At 69.2% G+C, this 20,178-nt stretch carries 21 protein-coding genes; 14 read left to right on the top strand and 7 right to left on the bottom strand.

Annotation, left to right across the window (positions count from 1 at the left end):
- Nucleotides 1-163: 163 nt before the first annotated feature.
- Entirely contained in the window at nt 164-1,564 is a 1,401-nt protein-coding gene (locus OV208_RS02775) for a bifunctional lysylphosphatidylglycerol flippase/synthetase MprF (RefSeq protein WP_267572229.1), read from the top strand.
- Between the two features lies 1 nt (nt 1,565).
- Here OV208_RS02775 and OV208_RS02770 read toward each other — a convergent pair whose 3' ends face one another.
- Nucleotides 1,566-2,483 carry a toxin-antitoxin system YwqK family antitoxin gene (locus OV208_RS02770; protein ID WP_267572228.1) on the bottom strand — a complete coding sequence of 306 codons (918 nt, stop codon included), beginning with the start codon at nt 2,481-2,483 and terminating at the stop codon, nt 1,566-1,568.
- Between the two features lie 369 nt (nt 2,484-2,852).
- On the opposite strand from OV208_RS02770, the gene OV208_RS02765 reads away from it, so the two are divergent.
- The 3 genes from OV208_RS02765 to OV208_RS02755 are packed head-to-tail and all read left to right on the top strand — an operon-like array spanning nt 2,853 to nt 6,158.
- On the top strand, nt 2,853-4,163 hold the full coding sequence (locus tag OV208_RS02765; RefSeq protein ID WP_267572227.1) for a cytochrome-c peroxidase: 1,311 nt from the start codon (nt 2,853-2,855) through the stop codon (nt 4,161-4,163).
- A gap of 12 nt (nt 4,164-4,175) precedes the next feature.
- Nucleotides 4,176-5,294, top strand: a complete 1,119-nt coding sequence (locus tag OV208_RS02760; protein WP_267572225.1) for a metallophosphoesterase family protein — start codon at nt 4,176-4,178, stop codon at nt 5,292-5,294.
- Between the two features lie 24 nt (nt 5,295-5,318).
- Nucleotides 5,319-6,158, top strand: a complete 840-nt coding sequence (locus OV208_RS02755) for a c-type cytochrome (RefSeq protein ID WP_267572223.1) — start codon at nt 5,319-5,321, stop codon at nt 6,156-6,158.
- A 24-nt stretch (nt 6,159-6,182) separates the two neighbouring features.
- Here OV208_RS02755 and OV208_RS02750 read toward each other — a convergent pair whose 3' ends face one another.
- Nucleotides 6,183-6,389 carry a hypothetical protein gene (locus OV208_RS02750; RefSeq protein ID WP_267572222.1) on the bottom strand — a complete coding sequence of 69 codons (207 nt, stop codon included), beginning with the start codon at nt 6,387-6,389 and terminating at the stop codon, nt 6,183-6,185.
- Nucleotides 6,390-6,465: 76 nt separating this feature from the next.
- On the opposite strand from OV208_RS02750, the gene OV208_RS02745 reads away from it, so the two are divergent.
- The gene (locus OV208_RS02745; protein ID WP_267572220.1) at nt 6,466-8,868 is read left to right on the top strand and encodes a hypothetical protein; all 2,403 of its coding nucleotides are present in this window, start codon (nt 6,466-6,468) and stop codon (nt 8,866-8,868) included.
- Nucleotides 8,869-8,913: 45 nt separating this feature from the next.
- Here the strand turns inward: OV208_RS02745 and OV208_RS02740 are convergent, their stop codons facing one another.
- From OV208_RS02740 to OV208_RS02730, 3 genes are all read right to left on the bottom strand, one after another.
- Entirely contained in the window at nt 8,914-9,948 is a 1,035-nt protein-coding gene (locus tag OV208_RS02740; protein ID WP_120598366.1) for a rod shape-determining protein, read from the bottom strand.
- A gap of 230 nt (nt 9,949-10,178) precedes the next feature.
- The gene (locus tag OV208_RS02735; protein ID WP_120538728.1) at nt 10,179-10,898 is read right to left on the bottom strand and encodes a glycosyltransferase family 2 protein; all 720 of its coding nucleotides are present in this window, start codon (nt 10,896-10,898) and stop codon (nt 10,179-10,181) included.
- 56 nt (nt 10,899-10,954) lie between these two features.
- The gene (locus tag OV208_RS02730) at nt 10,955-12,412 is read right to left on the bottom strand and encodes a pyridoxal phosphate-dependent decarboxylase family protein (RefSeq protein WP_267572215.1); all 1,458 of its coding nucleotides are present in this window, start codon (nt 12,410-12,412) and stop codon (nt 10,955-10,957) included.
- 138 nt (nt 12,413-12,550) lie between these two features.
- On the opposite strand from OV208_RS02730, the gene OV208_RS02725 reads away from it, so the two are divergent.
- The 9 genes from OV208_RS02725 to OV208_RS02680 all read left to right on the top strand — a co-directional run bounded on the left by OV208_RS02725 (nt 12,551) and on the right by OV208_RS02680 (nt 18,727).
- Nucleotides 12,551-12,787 (top strand): SelT/SelW/SelH family protein, encoded by a 237-nt coding sequence (locus OV208_RS02725; protein ID WP_244237895.1) that lies wholly within the window; start codon nt 12,551-12,553, stop codon nt 12,785-12,787.
- Nucleotides 12,788-12,908: 121 nt separating this feature from the next.
- The gene (locus OV208_RS02720; protein WP_267572212.1) at nt 12,909-13,214 is read left to right on the top strand and encodes a hypothetical protein; all 306 of its coding nucleotides are present in this window, start codon (nt 12,909-12,911) and stop codon (nt 13,212-13,214) included.
- A 77-nt stretch (nt 13,215-13,291) separates the two neighbouring features.
- A complete protein-coding gene (locus tag OV208_RS02715; RefSeq protein ID WP_267572210.1) occupies nt 13,292-14,119 on the top strand; it encodes a 2,3,4,5-tetrahydropyridine-2,6-dicarboxylate N-succinyltransferase in 828 nt (275 codons plus the stop codon).
- A 69-nt stretch (nt 14,120-14,188) separates the two neighbouring features.
- A complete protein-coding gene (locus OV208_RS02710; protein ID WP_267572208.1) occupies nt 14,189-14,809 on the top strand; it encodes a cupin domain-containing protein in 621 nt (206 codons plus the stop codon).
- 55 nt (nt 14,810-14,864) lie between these two features.
- Entirely contained in the window at nt 14,865-15,953 is a 1,089-nt protein-coding gene (gene dapE, locus OV208_RS02705) for a succinyl-diaminopimelate desuccinylase (RefSeq protein ID WP_267572206.1), read from the top strand.
- A 160-nt stretch (nt 15,954-16,113) separates the two neighbouring features.
- Nucleotides 16,114-16,554, top strand: a complete 441-nt coding sequence (locus OV208_RS02700) for a cell envelope biogenesis protein TolA (protein ID WP_267572204.1) — start codon at nt 16,114-16,116, stop codon at nt 16,552-16,554.
- Nucleotides 16,555-17,204: 650 nt separating this feature from the next.
- Nucleotides 17,205-17,696, top strand: coding sequence for a hypothetical protein (locus OV208_RS02695; RefSeq protein WP_267572202.1), 492 nt, complete (start codon nt 17,205-17,207; stop codon nt 17,694-17,696).
- Nucleotides 17,689-18,369, top strand: coding sequence for a hypothetical protein (locus OV208_RS02690; RefSeq protein WP_267572201.1), 681 nt, complete (start codon nt 17,689-17,691; stop codon nt 18,367-18,369). The genes OV208_RS02695 and OV208_RS02690 overlap by 8 nt, the downstream gene beginning before the upstream one ends.
- Before the next feature lie 145 nt (nt 18,370-18,514).
- Nucleotides 18,515-18,727 carry a hypothetical protein gene (locus tag OV208_RS02680; RefSeq protein WP_267572200.1) on the top strand — a complete coding sequence of 71 codons (213 nt, stop codon included), beginning with the start codon at nt 18,515-18,517 and terminating at the stop codon, nt 18,725-18,727.
- A 53-nt stretch (nt 18,728-18,780) separates the two neighbouring features.
- On the opposite strand, the gene OV208_RS02675 is transcribed toward OV208_RS02680, so the two are convergent.
- Nucleotides 18,781-19,494: a DJ-1/PfpI family protein gene (locus OV208_RS02675; protein ID WP_267572199.1), complete on the bottom strand. Its 714-nt coding sequence runs from the start codon at nt 19,492-19,494 to the stop codon at nt 18,781-18,783.
- A gap of 32 nt (nt 19,495-19,526) precedes the next feature.
- Entirely contained in the window at nt 19,527-20,174 is a 648-nt protein-coding gene (locus OV208_RS02670) for a DJ-1/PfpI family protein (protein ID WP_267572198.1), read from the bottom strand.
- Nucleotides 20,175-20,178 lie beyond the last annotated feature (4 nt).

The following is a 20,178-nucleotide window of genomic DNA, read 5'->3' as shown; positions in this document are numbered from 1 at the left end:
CAGTGCGTTTCACCGGCCCGATTGGATCCATTCACCCGCGCGCTCCACTCTGGGGCGGAGCGTCTCTCACGCCGGGTCCTGGAAGGAGGCCTGTCCGCGAGGCCCCGCTCGCCAGGAGGCTCGGGGAGGCTTTGTCTGGCGGTGGAGCAATGCTGGACGTAGCTTGAACGCCAACGACATGACCGCCTCTTCTCCAGCCTCCGCCCCGGGCGAGGAGGACGAACGCGAACGGGTGCTGGCGCTGCTGCGCCACCACGGCTGGAACGCGACGTCCTTCCAGGTGCTGCAACCGGGCTTCCGCTACTGGTTCGCGCCAGCCGGAGACGGGTGCGTGGCGTACGTGGACACCGGCGGCGCATGGGTGGCGGGAGGCGGCCCCATCGCCGCGCCGGAGCGGGTGCGGGCCCTGGTGGAGGGCTTCCACCAGGCGGCTCGGAGCGCGGGCCGGCGCGTGAGCTTCTTCGCCACCGAGTCCCGCTTCTCCGAGCTCGTCCCCTTCCACGAGCTGCCCATTGGCGAGCAGCCGGTGTGGGACCCGGCGAACTGGGAGACGGTGGTGCGCGGCAGCCGCAGCCTGCGCGAACAACTGCGCCGCGCCCGGGCCCACTCCGTCCGAGTGCGCGAGGTGCCCGCGGAGGTGATGGAGACGCCGGGCCACCCGCTGCGCGAGGCGGTGGAGGTGCTGGCCGAGCACTGGCTGGACTCCCGGCGGATGGCGACCATGGGCTTCCTGGTGGGACTGGCCCCGGGCGCCTTCGCCCGCGAACGCCGGGCCTTCGTCGCGGAGGTCGAGGGCCGCGTGGTGGGCTTCCTCTCCGTGACGCCCGTGTTCGCGCGCGACGGCTGGTTCCTCCAGGACCTGCTGCGCGAACCCTCCGCGCCCAACGGCACCGCGGAGACCCTGGTGGACGCCGCGATGCGCGCCGCCGCGGCGAACGGCCGTCGGTATGTGACGCTGGGATTGGCGCCGCTTTCAGGCCCGGTGCGTCCCTGGCTGCGATTCGCGCGCAACGCCGGCCGCCCCCTGTTCGACTTCGAGGGCCTGCGCGCCTTCAAGGCCAAGTTCCGCCCCGACGCCTGGGTGCCCCTCTTCCTCTCCCACCCCTCGGATGAACCGGCTCCGTGGGCCGTCTACGACGCGCTGCGAGCCTTCGCGCGGGGCAGCCTGGTGAAGTTCGGGCTCGTCACCCTGCTGCGCAGGCCCCGCTTCTTCGTGCGCACGCTGACCGCGCTGCTGGTGCCGTGGACGGTGTTGCTCGCGTTGCCGGTGAGTGCCCCGTGGTTTCCCTCGCCCTGGGTGCAGTGGGGTTGGGTGGTATTCGACGTGGGGCTCGTCGCGGGCCTGCTGCTCCTCATGCGCCGCTGGCGGGATGGACTGGCCACGCTGCTGGGGCGGCTCACCACCGTGGATGCCTGTCTGACATTGGTCCAGGCCATGACGTTCAACGCGGTCCGGGCCCGGGGGCCGTGGGACTGGTGCATCATCGCCGCATCGGTGCTCGCCCCCGCCACCGCGTCCGCGATGCTGCTGCGCTCACGCGACCTGCGCGTCCCCGAAGCGTAGGTCAGCCCCGACGCTCCTGGGCTTCAATCACGCCGGAGCGGAACACGCGCGTCCGCTCCCGAGGGCTCCCGGAATCGGAGCCGGTCCAGGGGCCCTCCTCGAGCCCATCCTTCACCTCCCCCTCGCCCCAGAGCCGCTTCTCGGCGGCATCCTCGGTGTGGCTCGGCGGCAGGTGATACCGCCAGGTGCCCTGCCGCACCCCGCTCTCGAAGTGGCCAGAAGCCAGGGGCGCTCCGGTCGCGTAGAAGAAGCGGAAAGGCCCCTCGGGTTTGTTGTCGAGAAACGCTCCCTCTGACTTCGCGGTGCCGTTGGGCCACTTCGCGTCCTGCATCACCGCTACGGGGTTCAGGGACACGTATTCGTCATACATGCGGAGTTCATTGGAGGGGTCGCTCGGCCGCTTCTTCTTCGCCGTGCCTCCCGCCGCCGGTGCCTTGCTGGCCGCGAGGTGCACCGCCTGGAGACAGGCGATGAACCAGTCCTCGAAGGGGCCCTGGTCGTTGCCGGGAATCGCGAGGCTGTCCTCGACGCCCCAGACGCGCTCGCCCTTCCCATCGTTCCTCAGGCACCAGCCGCCCACGTCGGAGAAGTCGTAGCCCGCGAAGAACGCGCCATTGGCGCGACGCACGGCCGTCTGGAGGAGCGCCTTGTAGAGGTGCCAGTCGAAACCGGGCTCCGCGAGCCCGATGGCTGGCTGCACGTGCAGGGGCACGAGTGTCATGCGGAGTTTCGGAGCCAGGATGGACGGATACCCGCAGCGTGCGACGAACGCGCGCAGTGAGGAGGGGACCAGGTGCGCCCAGAGCGGGTGCGGCGCATCGTGGGCCGGTGTGCCTCTGCGGATCCAATGGCTCTTGCCGTTCGCCTCCAGAAAGGAGGCCAGCGCTTCGAACGCGTCCGCGGCTCGCGATTCCGTCATCCCCGGAAGCGTAGGTCCCGAGAGGGCGCGGGGCCAGCGTCGAGGCGCCGCTCCCGGTCGCCAGGGGGCACCGTCGTCGCGGACGCGTCAGGCGCGGTCCCTGACGTGTCACGGCCGCTGGCGGCGGGCTCGCGTCTCACGCCGTGGCTCACTCGCGTACGCCAGCGTTCAGCCGCCATGGAAAGATGAAGCCCCGCCGGGATCCATCTCCCACGGCGGATCCGGAGGTTCACATCCAAGACACTTCACGCATCCCACGGTCGGAGTGACATTGCCCGACTTGCCCGCCTTGCGTGAAATGAGAGGCATCCGGTCGCAGGTCGCGCGGATGTCCCGCGTGGGCTCCTGAGGGCTGGCGGGAGGGGTGTCATGCGGCTGCCTTCGGGCGTCGTCACGGTGCTCGCCGTGGTGCTCAACACCGGTGTGGCGCTCGCGGCGCCCCCGCCTTCGCAGGCCCCCTCCACGAATCCTCCGCGGCTTCCACCCGGCGTCTCCGCGACGCTGTGGCGGCTGGCGGTGCCGCCGGGTTCGGAGCCCACGCCGGAGAAGGTGGCGCTGGGGGAGAAGCTCTTCCGGGAGAAGCGCCTGTCGGCGGACAACACCGTGGCGTGCATGACGTGCCATGAGCCGGAACTGGGCTTCACCGACGGCAAGGCGCTGTCGGAAGGCATCCGCCAGCAGAAGGTGACGCGCAACAGCCCCACGGTGCTCAACGCGCTCTTCAACGCCACGCAGTTCTGGGATGGCCGCGCGGGCACGCTGGAGGACCAGGCGAAGCTGCCCATCCTCAACCCGCGTGAGATGGGCATGCCCGACGAGGAGTCGGTGGTGAAGAAGGTCCGGGCCATCCCGGAGTACGCCGAGGAGTTCAAGAAGGTGTTCGGCCGCGAGGTGAACTACGACGACCTGGCGGCGGCCATCGCCGCGTTCGAGCGGATGCAGTTCTCCGGCAGCGCGCGCTTCGACACGTTCATCACCGGGGACTCCAAGGCGCTCACCGCGTCGGAGAAGAACGGCTGGGCGCTCTTCAACGGCAAGGCGCGCTGCAACTCCTGTCACGCGGGCAATGCCGTATCGCCGCTGTTCAGCGACCAGAAGTTCCACAACATCGGCGTCGCCGCGCACAAGCAGGACTTCGTCGTCCTGGCGCGCAAGGGCGTGCAGGTGGTGCGCACCGGGGACGAGAAGCAGATTGACGAGCTGGCGCTCCAGACGGAGTTCTCCGAGCTGGGCCGCTTCCTGGTGACGAAGCAGGAGAACGACGTGGGCTCGTTCAAGACGCCCACCCTGCGCAACGTGGGCATCACCGGGCCGTACATGCACGACGGGTCGCTCACCACGCTGTGGGACGTGATGGACCACTACAACAAGGGCGGCGTGGCCAATCCCTTCCTCGACGGGGGGATGCAGCGGCTGGGCCTCACCGAGCCGGAAATCGACGACCTGGTGGCGTTCCTCTTCGCGCTCACGGACACGAAGTTCGACAAGCTCAACAAGGAACAGCTCGCGAAGCAGCGCGCCCGGAAGAACACCCGGCCGGAGCGGGACACCGCCGTGGCCCTGGGCAAGAAGGGCAACCTGGGCGACCTGGCTCCCAACCCGGACCTGAACGTGAAGAACCCGGCGGACCTGGGCATCTACGGCGACGTCACCCCGGTGACGACCACCAAGCAGCGATAGCGGAGGCGCGCCATGGGCAACAAGTTCCAGAGCATCGAGTCCAAGCATCAAGCCGAACGCGAGGCCTTCTTCGAGGGCCTGAAGCGGTTGGATCGCCGCGCCTTCTTGCGCGTCGCGGGCATCTCCGCCGGCATCGTCGCGGGCATGGGCAAGCTCACCCCCCAGGGCTTCCAGCTGGTCAACGTGGCGGAGGCGCAGGGGGAGAAGCCGAAGTTCTCCTTCGCGTACATCTCCGACACGCACCTGTATGAGAACAAGCTCAACGACCGCTTCGTGCGCGCCATCCTCAAGGCCGTGGACGACGTCAACGCGTTGGACCCGCAGCCGGACTTCGTGCTCTTCGGCGGGGACCTGGCGCAGCTGGGGCAGGCGGGGGAGCTGAAGCTGGGCGCTCAAATCCTCAAGAGCGTGAAGGCCCCCATCAAGATGATGGTGGGCGAACACGACTGGTTCCTGGACATGGGCGAGCTGTGGCGCGACCTGTTCGGCGCGCCCAACTACTCCTTCGACCACAAGGGCGTGCACTTCGTGGTGCTCAACTCCATCCATGAGAAGGATTTCTGGACGGAGCGCAAGCTCACCCCCATGGAGCGGATGAAGATCGTCGCCGGCCTGGACAATGGCATCCAGTCCCGCTTCGAGGTCGGTGGCGAGCAGCGCCAGTGGCTCCAGAACGACCTGGCCAAGGTGGCGAAGACGACGCCCCTCATCGTGTTCAGCCACTCGCCGCTGTACAAGTATTACAAGCCCTGGAACTTCTGGACCGACGACGCGGACGAGGTGCAGGCCATCCTCAAGCCGTACGACAAGGTCACCGTCATCCACGGCCACACGCACCAGCTGCTCAGCAACCGCATTGGCAACATCCAGTTCCACGGGATGCTGTCCACCGCGTGGCCGTGGCCGTACGCGCCGGAGGGCCTGCCCGCGCTCACGGTGCCCATGAACCGCGCGGACCCGTTCAGCCAGTTCGATGGCTGCGGGACGGGGCGCATGGACGTGCTGGAGTCGGGGCTGGTGGACAAGGTCTACAACCTCTGGCAGCGCGACCCCATCACCGTGCGCTCCGGCTATCTGGCCTCCAATGGCAGGCAGTCCTCGCCCCCCAAGCCCAAGCTGCCCACCTACTGAAAGCCCCGACGAGGACCCCCTCTCATGACCTTGCGAATGAAGCTGCTCGTGGTCCCGTGCGCGGCCCTGTCCTTCGCTGGCGGCGTGGCCCTGGCCACGTCCCCCGCCACGAAGCCGGCGCCTCCGGTGTCGGAGCCCCTGCCGAAGCACGTCGTGCCCGCGTCGAAGGACGGCAACCTGGTGCTGGGCCTGTGCGACGGTGAGACGTCGCTGGAGGTGGAAGGCGTGAAGGAAGGCGAGAAGCTCACGCGAGAGCAGGCGATGCGTGCCTCCGCGAAGCTGATGAGTGACTGGCGCCAGAAGAACCCGGACGCGCTCTGGGACGATGTTCCGGACCCGGCTCCGGTGTTGGCCCAGGCCACGCCCCCGGGTGCGAAGACGTCCCCCTCACCCGCGCCGCAGCCCAACCCGGGCTCGAAGCCCGCGGGCAGCGCCGTGCGCCCGGGTGGCGTGGGCGCGGAGTCGGGCGCGAAGGCGGTGCCCCAGCAGCAGAAGGCGAACGTGCAGACGGGCCACACCTACGGCGCCTACTCCGAGCGCGATGAACAGATATGGGCGGACTCCACGCAGGCGTTCGTGAAGGAGGGCCACCGCGTGTTCCACGACGCGGAGGCCGTGGGCGGCACGGTGGGCGTGTCGTGTGACATGTGCCATCCGGACGCTGCCAACACCCACCCGGAGACCTATCCCAAGTACCAGGTGCAGTTGGGCCGCGTGGCGCTGCTGCGCGACATGATCAACTGGTGCATCGAGAACCCGGCGCGCGGCAAGCCGCTGGCGGACGGGGACCCGAGGATGCGCGCGATGGAGGCGTACATCTACGCGCAGCGCAAGGGCACGAAGCTGGAGTACGGCAAGCACTGAGGGCCGGCCCGCCGGCTCGGGTGGCTACGTCCGGCTGATGATGAAGCGGACCAGGAGCACCGCGGCCGAGCTGTAGCCATAGATGAGCAGGGCGCGGGGGAGGGGCCGCATCGGGCGGGACTCATCGGGAGGGACGTCGCGCCGGTCGCGGCGGTCCAGGGAGCCTCCCATCTTGACGGCGATGGCGACGGTGATCATCCAGAGGGTCATCGCGTCCATGGCGCGGAGCATCAGGCACCCACGGGGCGGAATTCAAGATTCGGGGGGCTTGCCCCCACCCTCTGGGTGACGGGTTGAATGCGCCCCCATGTCCCTCGCCCTTCCCACGGATCCCAGCGGCCTGCTGGAGCGCGCACCACGTCTGGCCGAACTGCTGCCGGACGCCGCGCTGTCGGAGGCGCTCGCGACGGGGGATGCGTGGAAGGTGCATGCGTTGCTGGTGCGAAGGCTGGACAAGGAGCGCCCGGGGCCCACGCGCGACCTGCTCGCCGCGCTGGTGGAGGGCCGGGGGGCGTTCGTCACCTCGGCCCCGACTCCCCGGACGCCTTCCTTCCTGGGCACGGGCCTGCGGTGGAAGGGCCAGCCCGCGTCCACCGCGCCTGACGCCCCCTTCGTCGCCGAGCGCACCGTGACGGTGTTCGGGCTGCCGGTGTGGCCGCTCAATGACTATCTGGTTCGCGCGAGTGCCTCGGCGCCGCTCCAGGTCATCGGGCAGGTGCCGCCTCCGGCGCGGCGGGCCTGGCGCCGCGCGGGCGTCGTGGGCTGTGTGGTGTTGGGGCTCGGCGTGGGCGTGGGGTTGGGCGGCGCATTGCTTACGTTGGGCCAGAAGCACGCCGTGTCGGTGGTCAACGGCCTGTCGCGGACGGTGGAGGTGCGCATCGGCGCGCAGCACTGGGAGCTGGCGCCCGGAGCGCGGGTCGACGGCGTCGTGACGCTGGAGAAGGACGAAGCGCCGCACGGCCGGGCGAACTGGCCCGGTTCGGAGTGGCCCTTCGAGGACGTGGTGCTGCCCACGGATGGCGATCACATCGTCTACAACGTGCGCGGCGCGGCGACGCTGGAAGGCCACTCGCTCCCGTCCTCGCACGCGACGGACCTGTCGGGCCGCCGGCCCCTGTCGGGCACCGGGTTGGTGCTCTTCCCGGAGGAGCAGCTTGTCGTCGCGAAGGCGAACTGGGAGTCCACCGTGCTCGCCCACATGGAGGCGGGCCGCTGGCAGGCCGCGGGACAGGTGGCCTCCGCCGTCGCGGAGGTGGAGGCGGACAACGTCCGAGCGCGTGAGCTGGCGGCCCGCGGCGTCCTGCTCGCGGATGCGCAGACCCACGACCACCGGCCCGGCGACCCGCGCGCGAAGAACACCGCGCCCTTCGCCCGGATGCTGATGCACCAGTGGCAGAACGACCCGGGCGCCCAATCCCTGGCGCAGGACCTGATGGCCTCCGTGGGCCTGGGAAAGGAAGCCCTGGAGCGCTACTACGAACACGAGAACGCGTTCCGGGATCAGCCGCTGCCCGCCCTCTACCTGCGGCGGGCCCGAACGATGGAGGTGCTGTCGTCCCTGGCCCTGCCTGAATACGAGAGCCTGGCGAAGCGCTTCCCGGACTCGCCCGACGTCGGCCGCGCGCTGCTGGAGGCCCGCTGGCGCAAGGAGTTGGAGGATCCGCTGGCGTCGCGGGAGCAGACGGCGGGCTCCACCCGGGACTTCGTGCGGGAGACCTCCCGTCAGGTGGAGGCATTCACCGCGAAGCATCCGCCCGAAACCGAGGAGCAATTGGAGCTGTTCGTCCGCATCCACCTGCGCGCGTGGCGCCGGGACGCGGCGACGGCGCTGGTGCACCGCTACGGCCAGGACCCCCGTCACCGGGCCTGGGAGTTCCTGGTGCTGGCCGGGCGGCTGGCGGAGGTCGTCGGGCCCGCGCACACGCCCTACGTGCTGCGCGACTGGATTCCCGGGGCCATGACGCGGCAGCCGGAGCAGATGCTGCTGCTGGACCTGCTCACCGGCAGGAGGATGCCGAAGGAGGAGGAGCGGCTGGCGCTGCCGTCCCCCATCGACCGTGAGGTGCTGGGCCTCACGCGGGACACGCTGGAGCAGCCCGCGCGCGCGATGGAGCAGGCCGCGAAGGCGTCCGACGCGGTGCTGTCCCGCATGGAGCCGGAGGTCGTCGCGCTGCTCGCCCTGGAGCTCACGCGCACGGGGGATGCGCGGGGCAAGCGCCTCTTCACCACGTCCCTGCCGCTGCTCTTCGCCCGCGACCCGCTGCTCAAGTACCTGCACTCCGGTGAGGTCACCCCGGCGTTCTCCCGCCTGGCGCCGGGCCTGCGCGCCGCCGCCGTGCTGGCCCACGCCCGCCGCGAGGCGAAGGAGGGCTACACGGTGTTCACGGGTCGGCTGGACGGACTCGTAGACCTGGATGCGCTCCAGGGCTTCTCCGTCCGCGCCGCGCCTGTCTGGATGAAGCTCGCCTTCGACGCGTGCATGGACACCAAGGTGTCCCACAAGCACCCCGAGAACGTCATGGTCATGCTGACGGGCGACCTCATCCGGCATTGGAACCAGGAGGAGAACAACCGCGAGGGCCGCCGGCCCAACTGCGAGGCGCGGGTGGTGGAGCCCACCGGACTGCCGCCGCCGAAGGGCGCCCCCGCCGCTGTCACCCCCGCCGCAGGCACCCCGGCGTCCGGAAACGCGAACGGCGCCGACCCCTGAAGCGGGTCCGGCGCCGTCACGGCACTGCGAAGGGCTGAAGGAGACTCAGCCCGGCTGGCAGACCTGGCGGAGGATGTCGAGCGACTCCAGCGCCTTGCCCGCGCCAATCACCACGGCGGAGAGCGGGTCCTCGGCGAGGAACACCGGCAGGCCGGTCTCCTCGCGCAGGAGCGTGTCCAGGTTCTTGAGCAGCGCGCCGCCACCGGCCAGCACGATGCCTCTGTCGGCGATGTCACCGGCCAGCTCCGGCGGCGTGCGCTCCAGCGTCAGCTTCACCGCTTCGACGATGCCGTTGACGGGCTCCGCGAGCGCGTCGCGGACCTCGTCGCTGGACACCGTGAGCGTGCGCGGCACGCCGGCCACCAGGTCGCGACCCTTGATCTCCATGGTCATGACCTCGTCCGTCGGGTACGCCGTGCCGATGCCCATCTTGATGAGCTCCGCCGTGCGCTCACCGATGAGCAGGTTGTACTTGCGCTTGACGTACTGGATGATCGCCTCGTCCAGCTTGTCGCCGCCGATGCGCACCGACTTGGCGAACACGATGCCCGCGAGGCTGATGACCGCGACGTCGGACGTGCCACCGCCGATGTCGACAATCATGTTGCCGCTGGGCTCCGTCACCGGCAGGCCCGCGCCAATCGCCGCGGCCATGGGCTGCTCGATGAGGTAGACCTCCCGGGCGCCCGCGTTGGCGGCGGCCTCGCGCACGGCGCGACGCTCCACCTCCGTGATGCCGGACGGGATGCCGATGATGATGCGCGGGTTCACCAGCGTCTTGCGGTTGTGCGCGCTCTGGATGAAGTAGCGCAGCATCGCGGCGGTGATTTCGAAGTCGGCGATGACGCCGTCCTTCATGGGCCGGATGGCCACGATGTTGCCCGGCGTCCTGCCGAGCATCTCCTTGGCCTCCTTGCCCACCGCGAGGACCTTCTTGCCCCCGCGCGAATCATGCTGCACCGCCACGACCGAGGGCTCGTTGGAGACGATGCCCTGACCGCGGATGTAGATGAGCGTGTTCGCCGTACCCAGGTCGATGGCGAGGTCGCGCGAAAACAGGGTGTGGAGCCAGTCGAACATACGGGGGCGGAAACTTTCGGAAGGGCCCCGAAACTTCCCAGCCCTTCAGACGGAGTGCGTTGACGAAACTACTACGCGCCGCAATACGGAGGAAGAAAAGCCGGAAGCACCTTGGGGTTCCGCCTGCTGGATAACCAGCCCCAGCGGCCGCTGTGTTCCATTCTCCGCACTCCCGCCGGTCCGTCCGGGGGGATGAGCGCATCCTCCCCAGGACAGCAGCCGGGCGGGCGTCAGCGCTTCACGGAGTACTTCGCGATGGCGTAGAGGGCGCGCACGCCGTCCTTCCATCCAATCTTCTTGCCCTCCTCGTAGGTGCGCCCGTGGTAGCTGATGGGCACCTCGAACACGCGCCAGTTGCCGCGCGCCACCTTGGCGGTGATTTCGGGTTCGAAGCCGAAGCGGTCCTCCTCCACGTGCACGGACCGCAACACCTCCGCACGGAATGCCTTGTAGCAGGTTTCCATGTCGGTGACGTTGAGTCCGCTGGTCATGTTGGAGAGCATGGTCAGCAGGTTGTTCAGCACCGTATGCCAGTAATAGAGCACCCGGCGCGGCGAACCGATGAAGCGGCTGCCGAAGACGACGTCCGCGTCCCCGTCCAGGATGGGCTGGATGACGCGCGGGATGTCCCGGGGGTCGTATTCCAGGTCCGCGTCCTGCACGAGGATGATGTCCCCGGTGGCCTCGGCGAATCCCCGGCGCAGCGCGGCCCCCTTGCCCTGGTTCTTGTCCTGGAAGAGCACGCGCACTTCGTTGCGGTTCGTCGGGTTGCCCCCCAGGAGCGCCAGGCCCTGTTCGGACAGCTGCCGCAGGAACTCGCGGCTGCCGTCCTTGGAGCAGTCATCCACCAGGACGAGTTCCTTCGGGAAGTCCACGGCGATGCAGCGGCGGAGGATTTCCGCCAGGGTGGGAATCTCGTTGTAGACGGGGATGACGAGCGAGACGAGCATGGCGACCCGCCCCTATCGCGTTTCGTGGCCCCGGGCGACTCCCTTGCACACAAAATTCAGGGTGCCGCCGCTCGCCGGAGGGCCTCCAGGAGCGCCTCCAGGTCCCCATCCCCGGTGAGGGGGTGGATGAGGGTGGTGCGCAGGTACACCCCGTCTGGCAGCCGTGTCTGCACCAGGTAGAAATTTCCCCCGGTGACCAGCGCTTCCCGCAGGCGGGCCTGGAGGGCATCCCAGCCTTCCTTCGGCACGTGCGCGGGTGTGTGGCGGAAGCAGACGATGTTGCAGTCCGGGGGCACCGCCACCTGGAAGTCCGGGGTGGCCGCGAGCATGTCCGCGAACCGCCGGGCCTGGTCGTAGGACGCGGTGACGGCCTCCTCGAAGACGCGCGTGCCCAGCACGGACAGGCACGCGTACACCTTGAGGGGCATCATCTCCTTGGTGCACTCCAGCGTGCGCAGGCCTACGTCGCTGTAGGGGCGCGGGTCGTCGCCGTGGAAGAGGTAGTGGGCCTCCTGGGAGAAGGCGTCGAAGGAGCGCGCCCCGTCGCGGAAGAGCACCGCCGTCACCAGCGCGGGCATGAGCAGGCCCTTGTGCGCGTCCCACACCACGGAGTCCGCCCGCTCGATGCCCTTCACCTGCGCTCGGTACTTCGGGCTCAGGCTGGCGGCGGCCCCGTGCGCGCCGTCCACGTGGAACCACAGGCCGTGCTTTTCGGCGAAGTCCGCCACCGGCTCCAGCGGGTCGAAGGCGCCGGTGGCGGTGGAGCCCGCGCTGGCCACCACCGCGATGGGCTTGCGCCCCTTCTTCAGGGCCTCCTGGAGCGCGTCCTCCAGCGCGTCCGGCCGCACGCGGAAGTGCGCGTCCACGTCCACCGGCGTGAGGCCGCCTTCGCCCCAGCCCATGATGCGGACCGCCCGGGCCAGGCAGTAGTGGGCGGAGCGGGGGACGAGCACCGTCAGGGGCGGGCCCGCGTGCGCGCCGCCCTTCCACGCATCGAAGCCGGCCTTCGCCTGCCGCGCGGCGAGAAGCGCGGTGAGGTTGCCCGCGCTGCCGCCGGAGGTGAGCACCCCGCGCGCGCCCTCCGGCAGGCCCAGCTTCGAGGCCATCCACGCGAGCACGTGGTGCTCCATCGCGGTGGCCACCGGGCCCATCTCGTACACGGCCATGCCGTTGTTGAGCAGCGACGACACGGCGTCGCACAGCGCCGCGAGCGGCAGCGGCGCCGTCACCTGGTGGCCCACGTAGCGCGGGTGGTGCAGGTGGTGGGAGCCCTCCAGCACGCGCGCCATGAGGTGCGCGAAGGCCGGGGCCAGTTCGGCGGGAGGTTCCTCCGGGAAGGGCGTGGCGAAGCGCTCCTGGTTCACGGAAGGCGGGGCCCAGGGCAGCACCGGCATCGTGCCCCCCTTCAGCGCGGCCTTCAGGTAGTCCGCGAGCTGGTCCATCAGGGCGTGGGCGGTGGTCCGGAAGGCCTCCGGGTCGTAGGCGGCTTCCAGGGGGGCAAAGACGGTCGTCATGGCGGGCGCAAGCTAGCGGGTGACGGTGGAACGCGAAACGTGCCCGCCGGGACTGGCGCCGGACCCCCGCGCGAATTAACCCAAGGGTGACCGGGCGTGCGCACTCCGCGCACCTTCCGAAACGCCAGGAGGCCTTCCATGTCCCAGACGACGGTGACCATCACCTACTGCACGGCTTGAGGGTACGCCCCCAGGGCCGCCCGTGCGGCGGCCGCGCTGAAGGAAGAGCTGGAGTTGGAAGCGGAGCTGAAGAAGGGCTCTTCGGGCATCTATGAAGTCGCCGTGAACGGCCGGGTCGTCATCCGCAAGGCGGGTCTGGCGTTCCCCACCGACCAGGAGGTGGTGGACGCGGTGGCGAAGGCCGTGGGTCCGTAGCGTGGCGGACTCCTCCGCCCGTTCCTCTCGAAGGGGGGCGGGCGGGCAGGGGCCACTCGCGTCTGCTCCCGGTCGTCCCCACCTTTGCTTCCTCTGCCTCATCAAAGGGAGGTGACGACCGATGGCTTTCGACGACACGCCGTTCGAACGGCGCTCCATCATCAGCGGCATGCGCGTACGTGACTCGAACGGGGCCCTGCTGGGGTACGTGGCGCTCATCGGCCAGGAGCACCTCTATGTCCGGCGCTCGCCGTTCAACCGGCACTGGAAGGAGGTGCCCCTGTCCGCCGTGGGACGGGTGCTCCAGGGCTCTGTCCTCCTGCGCGAGGGCACCGGCCCGCTGACAAAGGCGGACCCCATGTTTCACGGGGAAATCCCGACCCAGACCCTTCCGCTGGCCCAGATTCCGGGGGCTTCGCACGTCTGATGCCGGGCTTCCGGTAGGGGTGGACGAAAGACACTCGGGTGCGGCGCGAAAAGCTGAAGTGTGATTCAACCCGGGCCATGGCCACCTCCATCGAAGACCTCTCCCAGAGGGTGTCCGCGGCCTTCGCGGACCGCGCGAAGCTGAAGGACGTGGATACCGTGGCGGCGGTGCGCGAAACGCTGGCGCTGCTGGATGCCGGCGAATTGCGCGTCGCGGAGAAGGGCCCTGAAGGCTGGCGGGTGAATGCCTGGGTGAAGGAGGCCATCCTCCTGTTCTTCGCGGTGTCGGAGATGCGGGTGATGGAGGTGGGCCCCTTCGAGTTCTACGACAAGGTGCCGCTGAAGAAGGGCCTGGAGGCCGCGGGTGTGCGCGTGGTGCCCCCGGGCACGGTGCGCTACGGGGCCTTCGTGGAGCGGGGCGCGGTGGTGATGCCCGGCTACGTGAACATCGGAGCCCGGGTCGGCGCGGGCACCATGGTGGACACCTGGGCCACGGTGGGCTCCTGCGCGCAGGTGGGCCGCCATGTCCACCTGTCGGGCGGCGTGGGGCTGGGCGGCGTGCTGGAGCCGCCTTCCGCGACGCCGGTCATCATCGAGGACGGGGCCTTCCTGGGCAGCCGCTCCATCGTGGTGGAGGGGGTGGTGGTGGAGGAGGAGGCGGTGCTGGGCGCCAACGTCGTCCTGACGGCCTCCACGCAGATCATCGACGTCACCGGCCCCGAGGAGCGCGTCTACAAGGGGCGCGTGCCGGCCCGGAGCGTGGTGATTCCCGGGATGCGGGAGAAGGAGTTCCCCGCCGGGAAGTACATGGTCCCGTGTGCGCTCATCATCGGGCAGCGCAAGGCGTCCACCGACCAGAAGACGAGCCTGAACGCGGCCCTGCGGGAGTTCGCCGTCCCCGTGTGAGGACGGAAAATCCGCTGTCGCCGGGGGCGCGTATAGAACCTCGGTGACCCACGCGGTCCCAAGAACCCAATGGAACACCTCGACGACATCCTTCCCGAGTGGCTGCTCGGGACCCTGGAACCGGCCCCACGGGAGGCCGCCTCCCTTCACCTGGACGGCTGTGCCCGGTGCCGGGCGGAGCTGGCGCGACTGACGCCGGCCGTGGATGCGCTCGGGACGCTGATCGCCCCGGTGCCACCCCCGGCCGAAGCGCTTCCCCGCCTGATGCGGGAGATGGAAGGCCCCGGCCGCTTCGCCCGCTGGGGCGGGCAGGTGGCCGCGTTCCTGGATGTGACGCAGGAGCGGGCGCTGTCGCTGCTGGAGTCCATGGCGGATCCGAACAACTGGATGCCGGGGCCGGTGGACGGCGTGGAGTTGATGCCGGTGGAGACGGGCCCCGCGCGCGAGGGGATGATGGCGGCCATCGTCCGGCTGCTGCCCGGGGCGCGCTACCCCCGCCACACCCACCAGGGCCGCGAGTGGAACCTGGTGCTGGAGGGCGGCTTTCGCGAGGACAACGGCCATGAGGTATGGCCGGGCGAGGAGCTGGAGAAGACGGACGGCTCCATGCACGACTTCACGGCCCTGCAGGGGCCCGCGTGCATCGCCGTCACGGTGCTGGACGGCGTGACGGCCTTCGAGGACCTGTAGGCGCCCGGGCGGCGTGCTGGGAGTGGGCGGAGGTGGGGAGTATGGTGGGCCGCGCATGGCTTCCAACGACCTCGCCGCCCGTCTTGCCCATACGACGCTCGAGTTGTGCCGCATCGACAGCCCCATTGGCCACGAGGGTCCCATCGCGGACCACGTCGAGGGCTGGGCGCTGCGTCACTTCCGCCGTGAAGACGTCTTCCGCGTAGGCCACACGCTGCTGCTGGGGTCGCTGGACGACCCCCGGCCCACGGTGGCGCTCATCGGACATCTGGACACGGTGCCCATGCATCCGGGTGACGTGGGCCGCGCGCCGCGCATCGAGGGTGAGCGCGTGCACGGCCTGGGCGCGTCCGACATGAAGGGCGGCCTGGCGGTGATGATGGCGCTGGCGGAGGACCTGCGCCGGGACACGCTGCCCGTCAACGTGGCCTTCCTGTTGTACGAGCGCGAGGAGGGGGCCTACGCGGAGAGCGGCCTCATCCCGCTGTATGAGAAGCGGCCGGACCTGTCGCGCGTGAGCTTCGGCATCGCGATGGAGCCCACGGATGGCGTGGTGCAGGTGGGCTGTGTCGGCAGCATGCAGGTGACGGTGCGCTTCAACGGGCGCAGCGCGCACTCGGCGCGGCCGTGGCAGGGGGAGAACGCCATCCACAAGGCGGGCCCGTTCCTCACGGAGCTGTTGGGGCGCGAGCGCGTGGAGGTGAACGTCGCGGGCTTCCCCTTCTACGAGGTGATGAGCGCGACGCTCGCCAAGGGAGGCCGTGCGCGCAACGTGGTGCCGGAGGCGTTCGAGCTGAACCTCAACTACCGCTTCGCCCCGGGCAAGAGCGTGGCGCAGGCGAAGGAGGACGTGCTGGCGCTGGTGGCGGGCCGCGCGGACGTGGAGTTCACGGATGCGTCGCCCAGTGGACCGGTGGCGGCGGGCAACCCGCTCTTCCAGCGGCTGATGGCGCTCACGGGCCTGCCGGCGGCGTCGAAGCAGGCGTGGACGGACGTGGCGCGCTTTGGTGAGTGGGGCGTGGACGCGGTGAACTTCGGGCCCGGTGAGACGGCGCAGGCGCACCAGCTCCACGAGAGCGCGCCCATCCCTCCGCTCGCGGTGGCGTACGAGAAGCTGGCCGCGTTCCTGAAGGGCGCGGTGTAGCGAAGCGTTGAACCGTGCGCGCCGGGGCCGGATTTTCGGCCTCGCGCGATGGCGTTCGCGCGAGCATTCGTTGGATGGCGTGCATCTGCGTGGGGGCGCATGGGTTGACTTCATGCGGTTGCGCGTACCCTTCAGGTGTTTTCGAACCTGGAGGCTGTTGATGAACGCCGAAACGAACGCGCAGGACCCGAACGAGTTCCCGTCGCTGTCCAACACCGTGATGCCGGTCGGTGAGTCCGCCACGCCGTCGCGCCGCCGCGCCTCCGGGAAGCGCAAGAGCGCGCGCAAGGCCGCGCCCCGCCGCAGCGCGAGGGCCGCGAAGCGTGCGACCACGAAGCGCGCCTCCGCGAAGAAGGCGGCCGGCAAGCGTCCCTCCGCGAAGAAGGCCGCGGGCAAGCGTGGGACGGCCAAGCGCGCCACCGCGAAGCGTGGAACGGCGAAGCGCGCCACCGCCAAGCGTGGGGCCCGCAAGTCGCCGGTCCGTCGCGCCGCCGCGGGTCGCACCGCGCGCAAGACGACCGCGAAGCGCGGCACGACGGCCCGGAAGAACACCCGCGCGGGTGCTCGCAAGAGCCCGTCGCGTCGCTCGCCGCGCCGTTAGGAGTCGCGCTGGTGGGGGTGGGTTTCCCTCCCGGAGTTCTCAGGGATGCCCACGCTCAAGCCCGCCCCTTCGCTCAAATCTCCTTGTCCAGGTGCTCCTCCAGACGTCCCAGGGAGTGCGCCGTGCGCTGCGGGGACCGGGGGATGGGACGGTCCGCCATCACCGGCATCTACCTTCCCGCGTCATTGAGCGGCAGTTCCTTCCAGTGACGTTGGCGAACCGCCGGTCACTGATCTCCTTTGCCAGCTCGTATCGCAGCACGTAGGTCCCAGACCTCCGTGGAACTTCGCCCGATGGAATCCACTCACGCGACCTGACGATCGAGCAGGATCCTGACAGCCCGTCGAGTCTGATCGTGTGGGTGCATCCGCCCAACATGAACGGACGCGGGTGGACCTCCACGGGCTCGTCGCCCGCCCCGTTCCAGAGGCAAACCGGCCGGCCCTCAGTCCCGCCGGGTACCTCGCGGATCGGCTTGGCGGGTGGCGGGGCTTCAAGACCGGAGAGGGGCTGCGGGAGCAGTCCCTGGCGAGTTTGCTCTCCCCATGGGAAAGGGAGGTCGGCCAGCATGGAGGCTCAGGCACGACGAAGTCCGGGCAGTGGAGAGCGGAATGACGCCCAGGAAAGCAACGCGGAGGATAGGCCTGTGGGTGCTCGTGACAGCCCTGTGGGTTGGCGCACTGGGACAGAGCGGATGCGCCCACGGGCGTGGCTTGGTCATTGGACGCATTACACCGGAACATTTCCGCTTCAAAACAGTCGTCGCGGTGGACGCCGCCGAGATGCATCCTGATGGATGGCGGGCTGTCTGCATCCATGCGCGCATCACGGAAGGCGATTCAGGAGCGACCGATGTATGCAGATTCGAGGTCGGCGTTCCGATCCGCAACATCCAGCAGAGAGAAGTTCCTCTGGAGGTTGCCCAGCAGGTTGTTGCATCTCTGGCCAACGCGGCGGCTCATGAGATTCTATCCAAGGCTCAGCAAGGAGAGATGATCGCCATCCTGTGCCGCCGGTTCAAGAACAAATATGAGCACCTGCTCAGAGAACGCATTGCCGGAGCCCGTGTGTCGGAGTGTCAGACCCCAGGCTTGGAGCCCATCTATTTCGACATTCCACTGAGGGGAACGGCGAATGACTGAGGGATCGCAAGAGTCATTGATTGATTTCGCGCTGCGGTACTACCCAACCGGATTCCCAGTGGAGGAGGATGATCTGACTGAGCCAGTGCCAGCCCACCAGCGTACACCCGAACATGCAAGGTTCCTGGCAGCATGGAACAAGGCATTGGATGGGAGCGATTGGAAGAACCTCATGAAGGGACTCCAACGCGCCTTTCCTGGTGAAGGCATTGGTAACGGGACCCAGCCCTACGTCTCGGCGTGCATGCGCTGTTTTCTCTACCGCACAGAGCCGTTGCCTGGAGGCGAGCGACTTGCGACACGCATCGCCGCCGCGGTCAGTGTCCTTGCGCCTTTCTACATTGTCTATGTCACGACCCAGGTCTGGCATCCCACCTCCACGGAATACCCCATGGCGGCGGCCCCCCACCCCAAGAGAGGGGACGCAGGCGATGGGTCCTTTCACCTCCAGCACTTTTCCTCACCCCAGCTCGCTTTTGATCCGCCCGCGACTGTCAGACAGGAAGTGAATGCGCTGGAACACCAGATAGAGGAGGTGCTCGGCTATCGCCGCTTCCCCCTGGCTTTCGCGGGGGTGCCGCTTCCAGGGCTTCGAGTGGGCTTCTTCAATGGTGAAGCGCCTCCGACGCTTTTGGATGCGCTCTTCTCCGACAACCTCGCCCACCTGCCTTGATGGTCACAGTTCACCGGCCCATGCGGCGTGCGCGAACCGAGGGGCCTCGGCGAGCGGCAACAGCGAGGGGCGCGGCAGGCCCTGGCGGTGTGTGCGCAGCGTGCCCGTCAGGAAGTCCAGCACGCCCCGCTCTTGCAATTCGAGCGTGGTGACCGCGCTGAAGATGGAGGGCGGCTTCGAGTTGTACTTCGTGGTGGTGGACCAGCGGTTTCACCGCTGCGGGGGCCACGCCGCTCGCACCAACGGCCCCACCTGCCTCGCCATCCCCGCCTATGCCCGAGGCGCCGGCTTCCCCTGTGACGCCGTCACCCGCCCACCCGGAACCAGTACCTCCGGCGCCAGCGCCCCCCCGTCCTGAGGGCTCGTGAGGGCTTGCTCCTGATGATGCCGCGGCCCTTCCCCTGCTTCCGCTCAGGCGGCCGTAGCACTCCGGGCTTCGTCGGAGAGCCGTTGCAGGTGCTGCTGGGTTTCATCCAGCATCTGGAGCACCCGCTCTGTCATCTCGGGGCCCGCCGCATCCGGCGTGCCCGCGTTGAAGGGCGGGGCCGGGTCGTATTCCAGCATCAACTGCGTGAGCTTCGCCGTGTCCTCGCCGCGAAGGTGCGCCAGCAGCGTCAGCCCGAAGTCGATGCCCGCCGTCACGCCGCCGCCGGAGAACCGGTTGCGGTCCACCACCACGCGCGCCTTCACCGGCTCCGCGCCGTAGCCCCGCAGGAATTCGAGCGCCGCCCAGTGCGACGTGGAGCGGTAGCCCCGCAGCAGGCCCGCCGCAGCCAGCAGCAGAGATCCCGAACACACGGACGTCACATAGCGGGCGCGCGGTGCCCGGTCCCACAGGAACTGGAGCAGCGTCGGATCCTCCATGGCCTGCGCGGTGCCCATCCCGCCCGGCACGAACAGGATGTCCAGGTCCTTCGGGCACGTGTCGAGCGTCGCGGTCGGCTGGATGCCCACGCCGGAGTCGGACATCACGACGTCCAGTGTCTTCCACACCAGATGCGTCCGAGCGTGCATGCCCAGCACGGCCTGGGGACCGACGAGGTCCAGCAACGTGAGATTCGGGTAGAGCAACATGCCCAACTGGAGCGGTTCGGGATGCTCCGTGATGTTCGTGAGGTCGTTCATGGATGTTCTCTCGGGGGAGGGGAGGGAGGACTTCACCAGGCCAGGGCTTCGTGGCCCTGCGCGCGCCACACCGTGCCGCGCCGTTCGAACTGGAAGAGCGCTTCCACGCCGTGCGCGACGCGAGGCCCCACCGTGCGCTCCAGCAGGTACACGCCCAGGTCCAATCCGGACGTGACGCCCGCGGCCGTCACCAGGTTTCCGTCGTCCACGATGCGCGCGGCGATGACGTCCGCCCCCGTGGCCTTCAGTGCGTCCAGCGCCGCGTGGTTCGTGGTGGCGCGGCGTCCCTTCAACAGCCCCGCCATGCCCAGCAGCAGCGAACCTCCGCACACCGTGCCCACCGTGAGCCCCGGCTTCGCCAGCGCCTGATGGAGCACGTCCGCCAGTCCCGTCCCCACGGCGTTGGCGAGCAGCGCCGGAATGGAGCCCGGTCCACTTCCGCCCAATGAGCCCGCAGCGCCCGGGACAATGATCAGGTCCGCGCGCTCCAGGTCGATGCGGCCCGTTGCCTTCACCGACATACCTGTGGGAGTGCTCGGCACCTCGCGGGCGCCCTCGAACGAAACGAGCTCCACCTTCAACGCGCCCCCCGCGATGTCGCCGCCCGCCCACAGCACCTCATAGGGGGCCAGCGCATCCAGCAGGTCGAAGCCGTCGAAGAGGACGATTTGGGCAAGCATGCGG

It is taken from the genome of Corallococcus sp. bb12-1 (genome assembly GCF_026626765.1).
In the GTDB taxonomy this organism is placed as follows: Bacteria; Myxococcota; Myxococcia; order Myxococcales; family Myxococcaceae; genus Corallococcus; species Corallococcus terminator.
This window is presented reverse-complemented; position numbering and strand designations above follow the sequence as displayed.

Excerpts from the sequence above, each read along its gene's own strand:
- OV208_RS02675 (WP_267572199.1), bottom strand. The coding sequence starts at position 19,494 with ATGAACGACCTCACGAACATCACGGAGCATCCCGAACCGCTCCAGTTG.
- OV208_RS02740 (WP_120598366.1), bottom strand. The coding sequence starts at position 9,948 with ATGTTCGACTGGCTCCACACCCTGTTTTCGCGCGACCTCGCCATCGAC.
- OV208_RS02730 (WP_267572215.1), bottom strand. The coding sequence starts at position 12,412 with ATGACGACCGTCTTTGCCCCCCTGGAAGCCGCCTACGACCCGGAGGCC.
- OV208_RS02750 (WP_267572222.1), bottom strand. The coding sequence starts at position 6,389 with ATGCTCCGCGCCATGGACGCGATGACCCTCTGGATGATCACCGTCGCC.
- OV208_RS02690 (WP_267572201.1), top strand. The coding sequence starts at position 17,689 with ATGACTGAGGGATCGCAAGAGTCATTGATTGATTTCGCGCTGCGGTAC.
- OV208_RS02745 (WP_267572220.1), top strand. The coding sequence starts at position 6,466 with ATGTCCCTCGCCCTTCCCACGGATCCCAGCGGCCTGCTGGAGCGCGCA.
- OV208_RS02670 (WP_267572198.1), bottom strand. The coding sequence starts at position 20,174 with ATGCTTGCCCAAATCGTCCTCTTCGACGGCTTCGACCTGCTGGATGCG.
- OV208_RS02755 (WP_267572223.1), top strand. The coding sequence starts at position 5,319 with ATGACCTTGCGAATGAAGCTGCTCGTGGTCCCGTGCGCGGCCCTGTCC.
- OV208_RS02710 (WP_267572208.1), top strand. The coding sequence starts at position 14,189 with ATGGAACACCTCGACGACATCCTTCCCGAGTGGCTGCTCGGGACCCTG.
- OV208_RS02770 (WP_267572228.1), bottom strand. The coding sequence starts at position 2,483 with ATGACGGAATCGCGAGCCGCGGACGCGTTCGAAGCGCTGGCCTCCTTT.
- OV208_RS02765 (WP_267572227.1), top strand. The coding sequence starts at position 2,853 with ATGCGGCTGCCTTCGGGCGTCGTCACGGTGCTCGCCGTGGTGCTCAAC.
- OV208_RS02700 (WP_267572204.1), top strand. The coding sequence starts at position 16,114 with ATGAACGCCGAAACGAACGCGCAGGACCCGAACGAGTTCCCGTCGCTG.
- OV208_RS02715 (WP_267572210.1), top strand. The coding sequence starts at position 13,292 with ATGGCCACCTCCATCGAAGACCTCTCCCAGAGGGTGTCCGCGGCCTTC.
- OV208_RS02760 (WP_267572225.1), top strand. The coding sequence starts at position 4,176 with ATGGGCAACAAGTTCCAGAGCATCGAGTCCAAGCATCAAGCCGAACGC.
- dapE (WP_267572206.1), top strand. The coding sequence starts at position 14,865 with ATGGCTTCCAACGACCTCGCCGCCCGTCTTGCCCATACGACGCTCGAG.
- OV208_RS02735 (WP_120538728.1), bottom strand. The coding sequence starts at position 10,898 with ATGCTCGTCTCGCTCGTCATCCCCGTCTACAACGAGATTCCCACCCTG.
- OV208_RS02720 (WP_267572212.1), top strand. The coding sequence starts at position 12,909 with ATGGCTTTCGACGACACGCCGTTCGAACGGCGCTCCATCATCAGCGGC.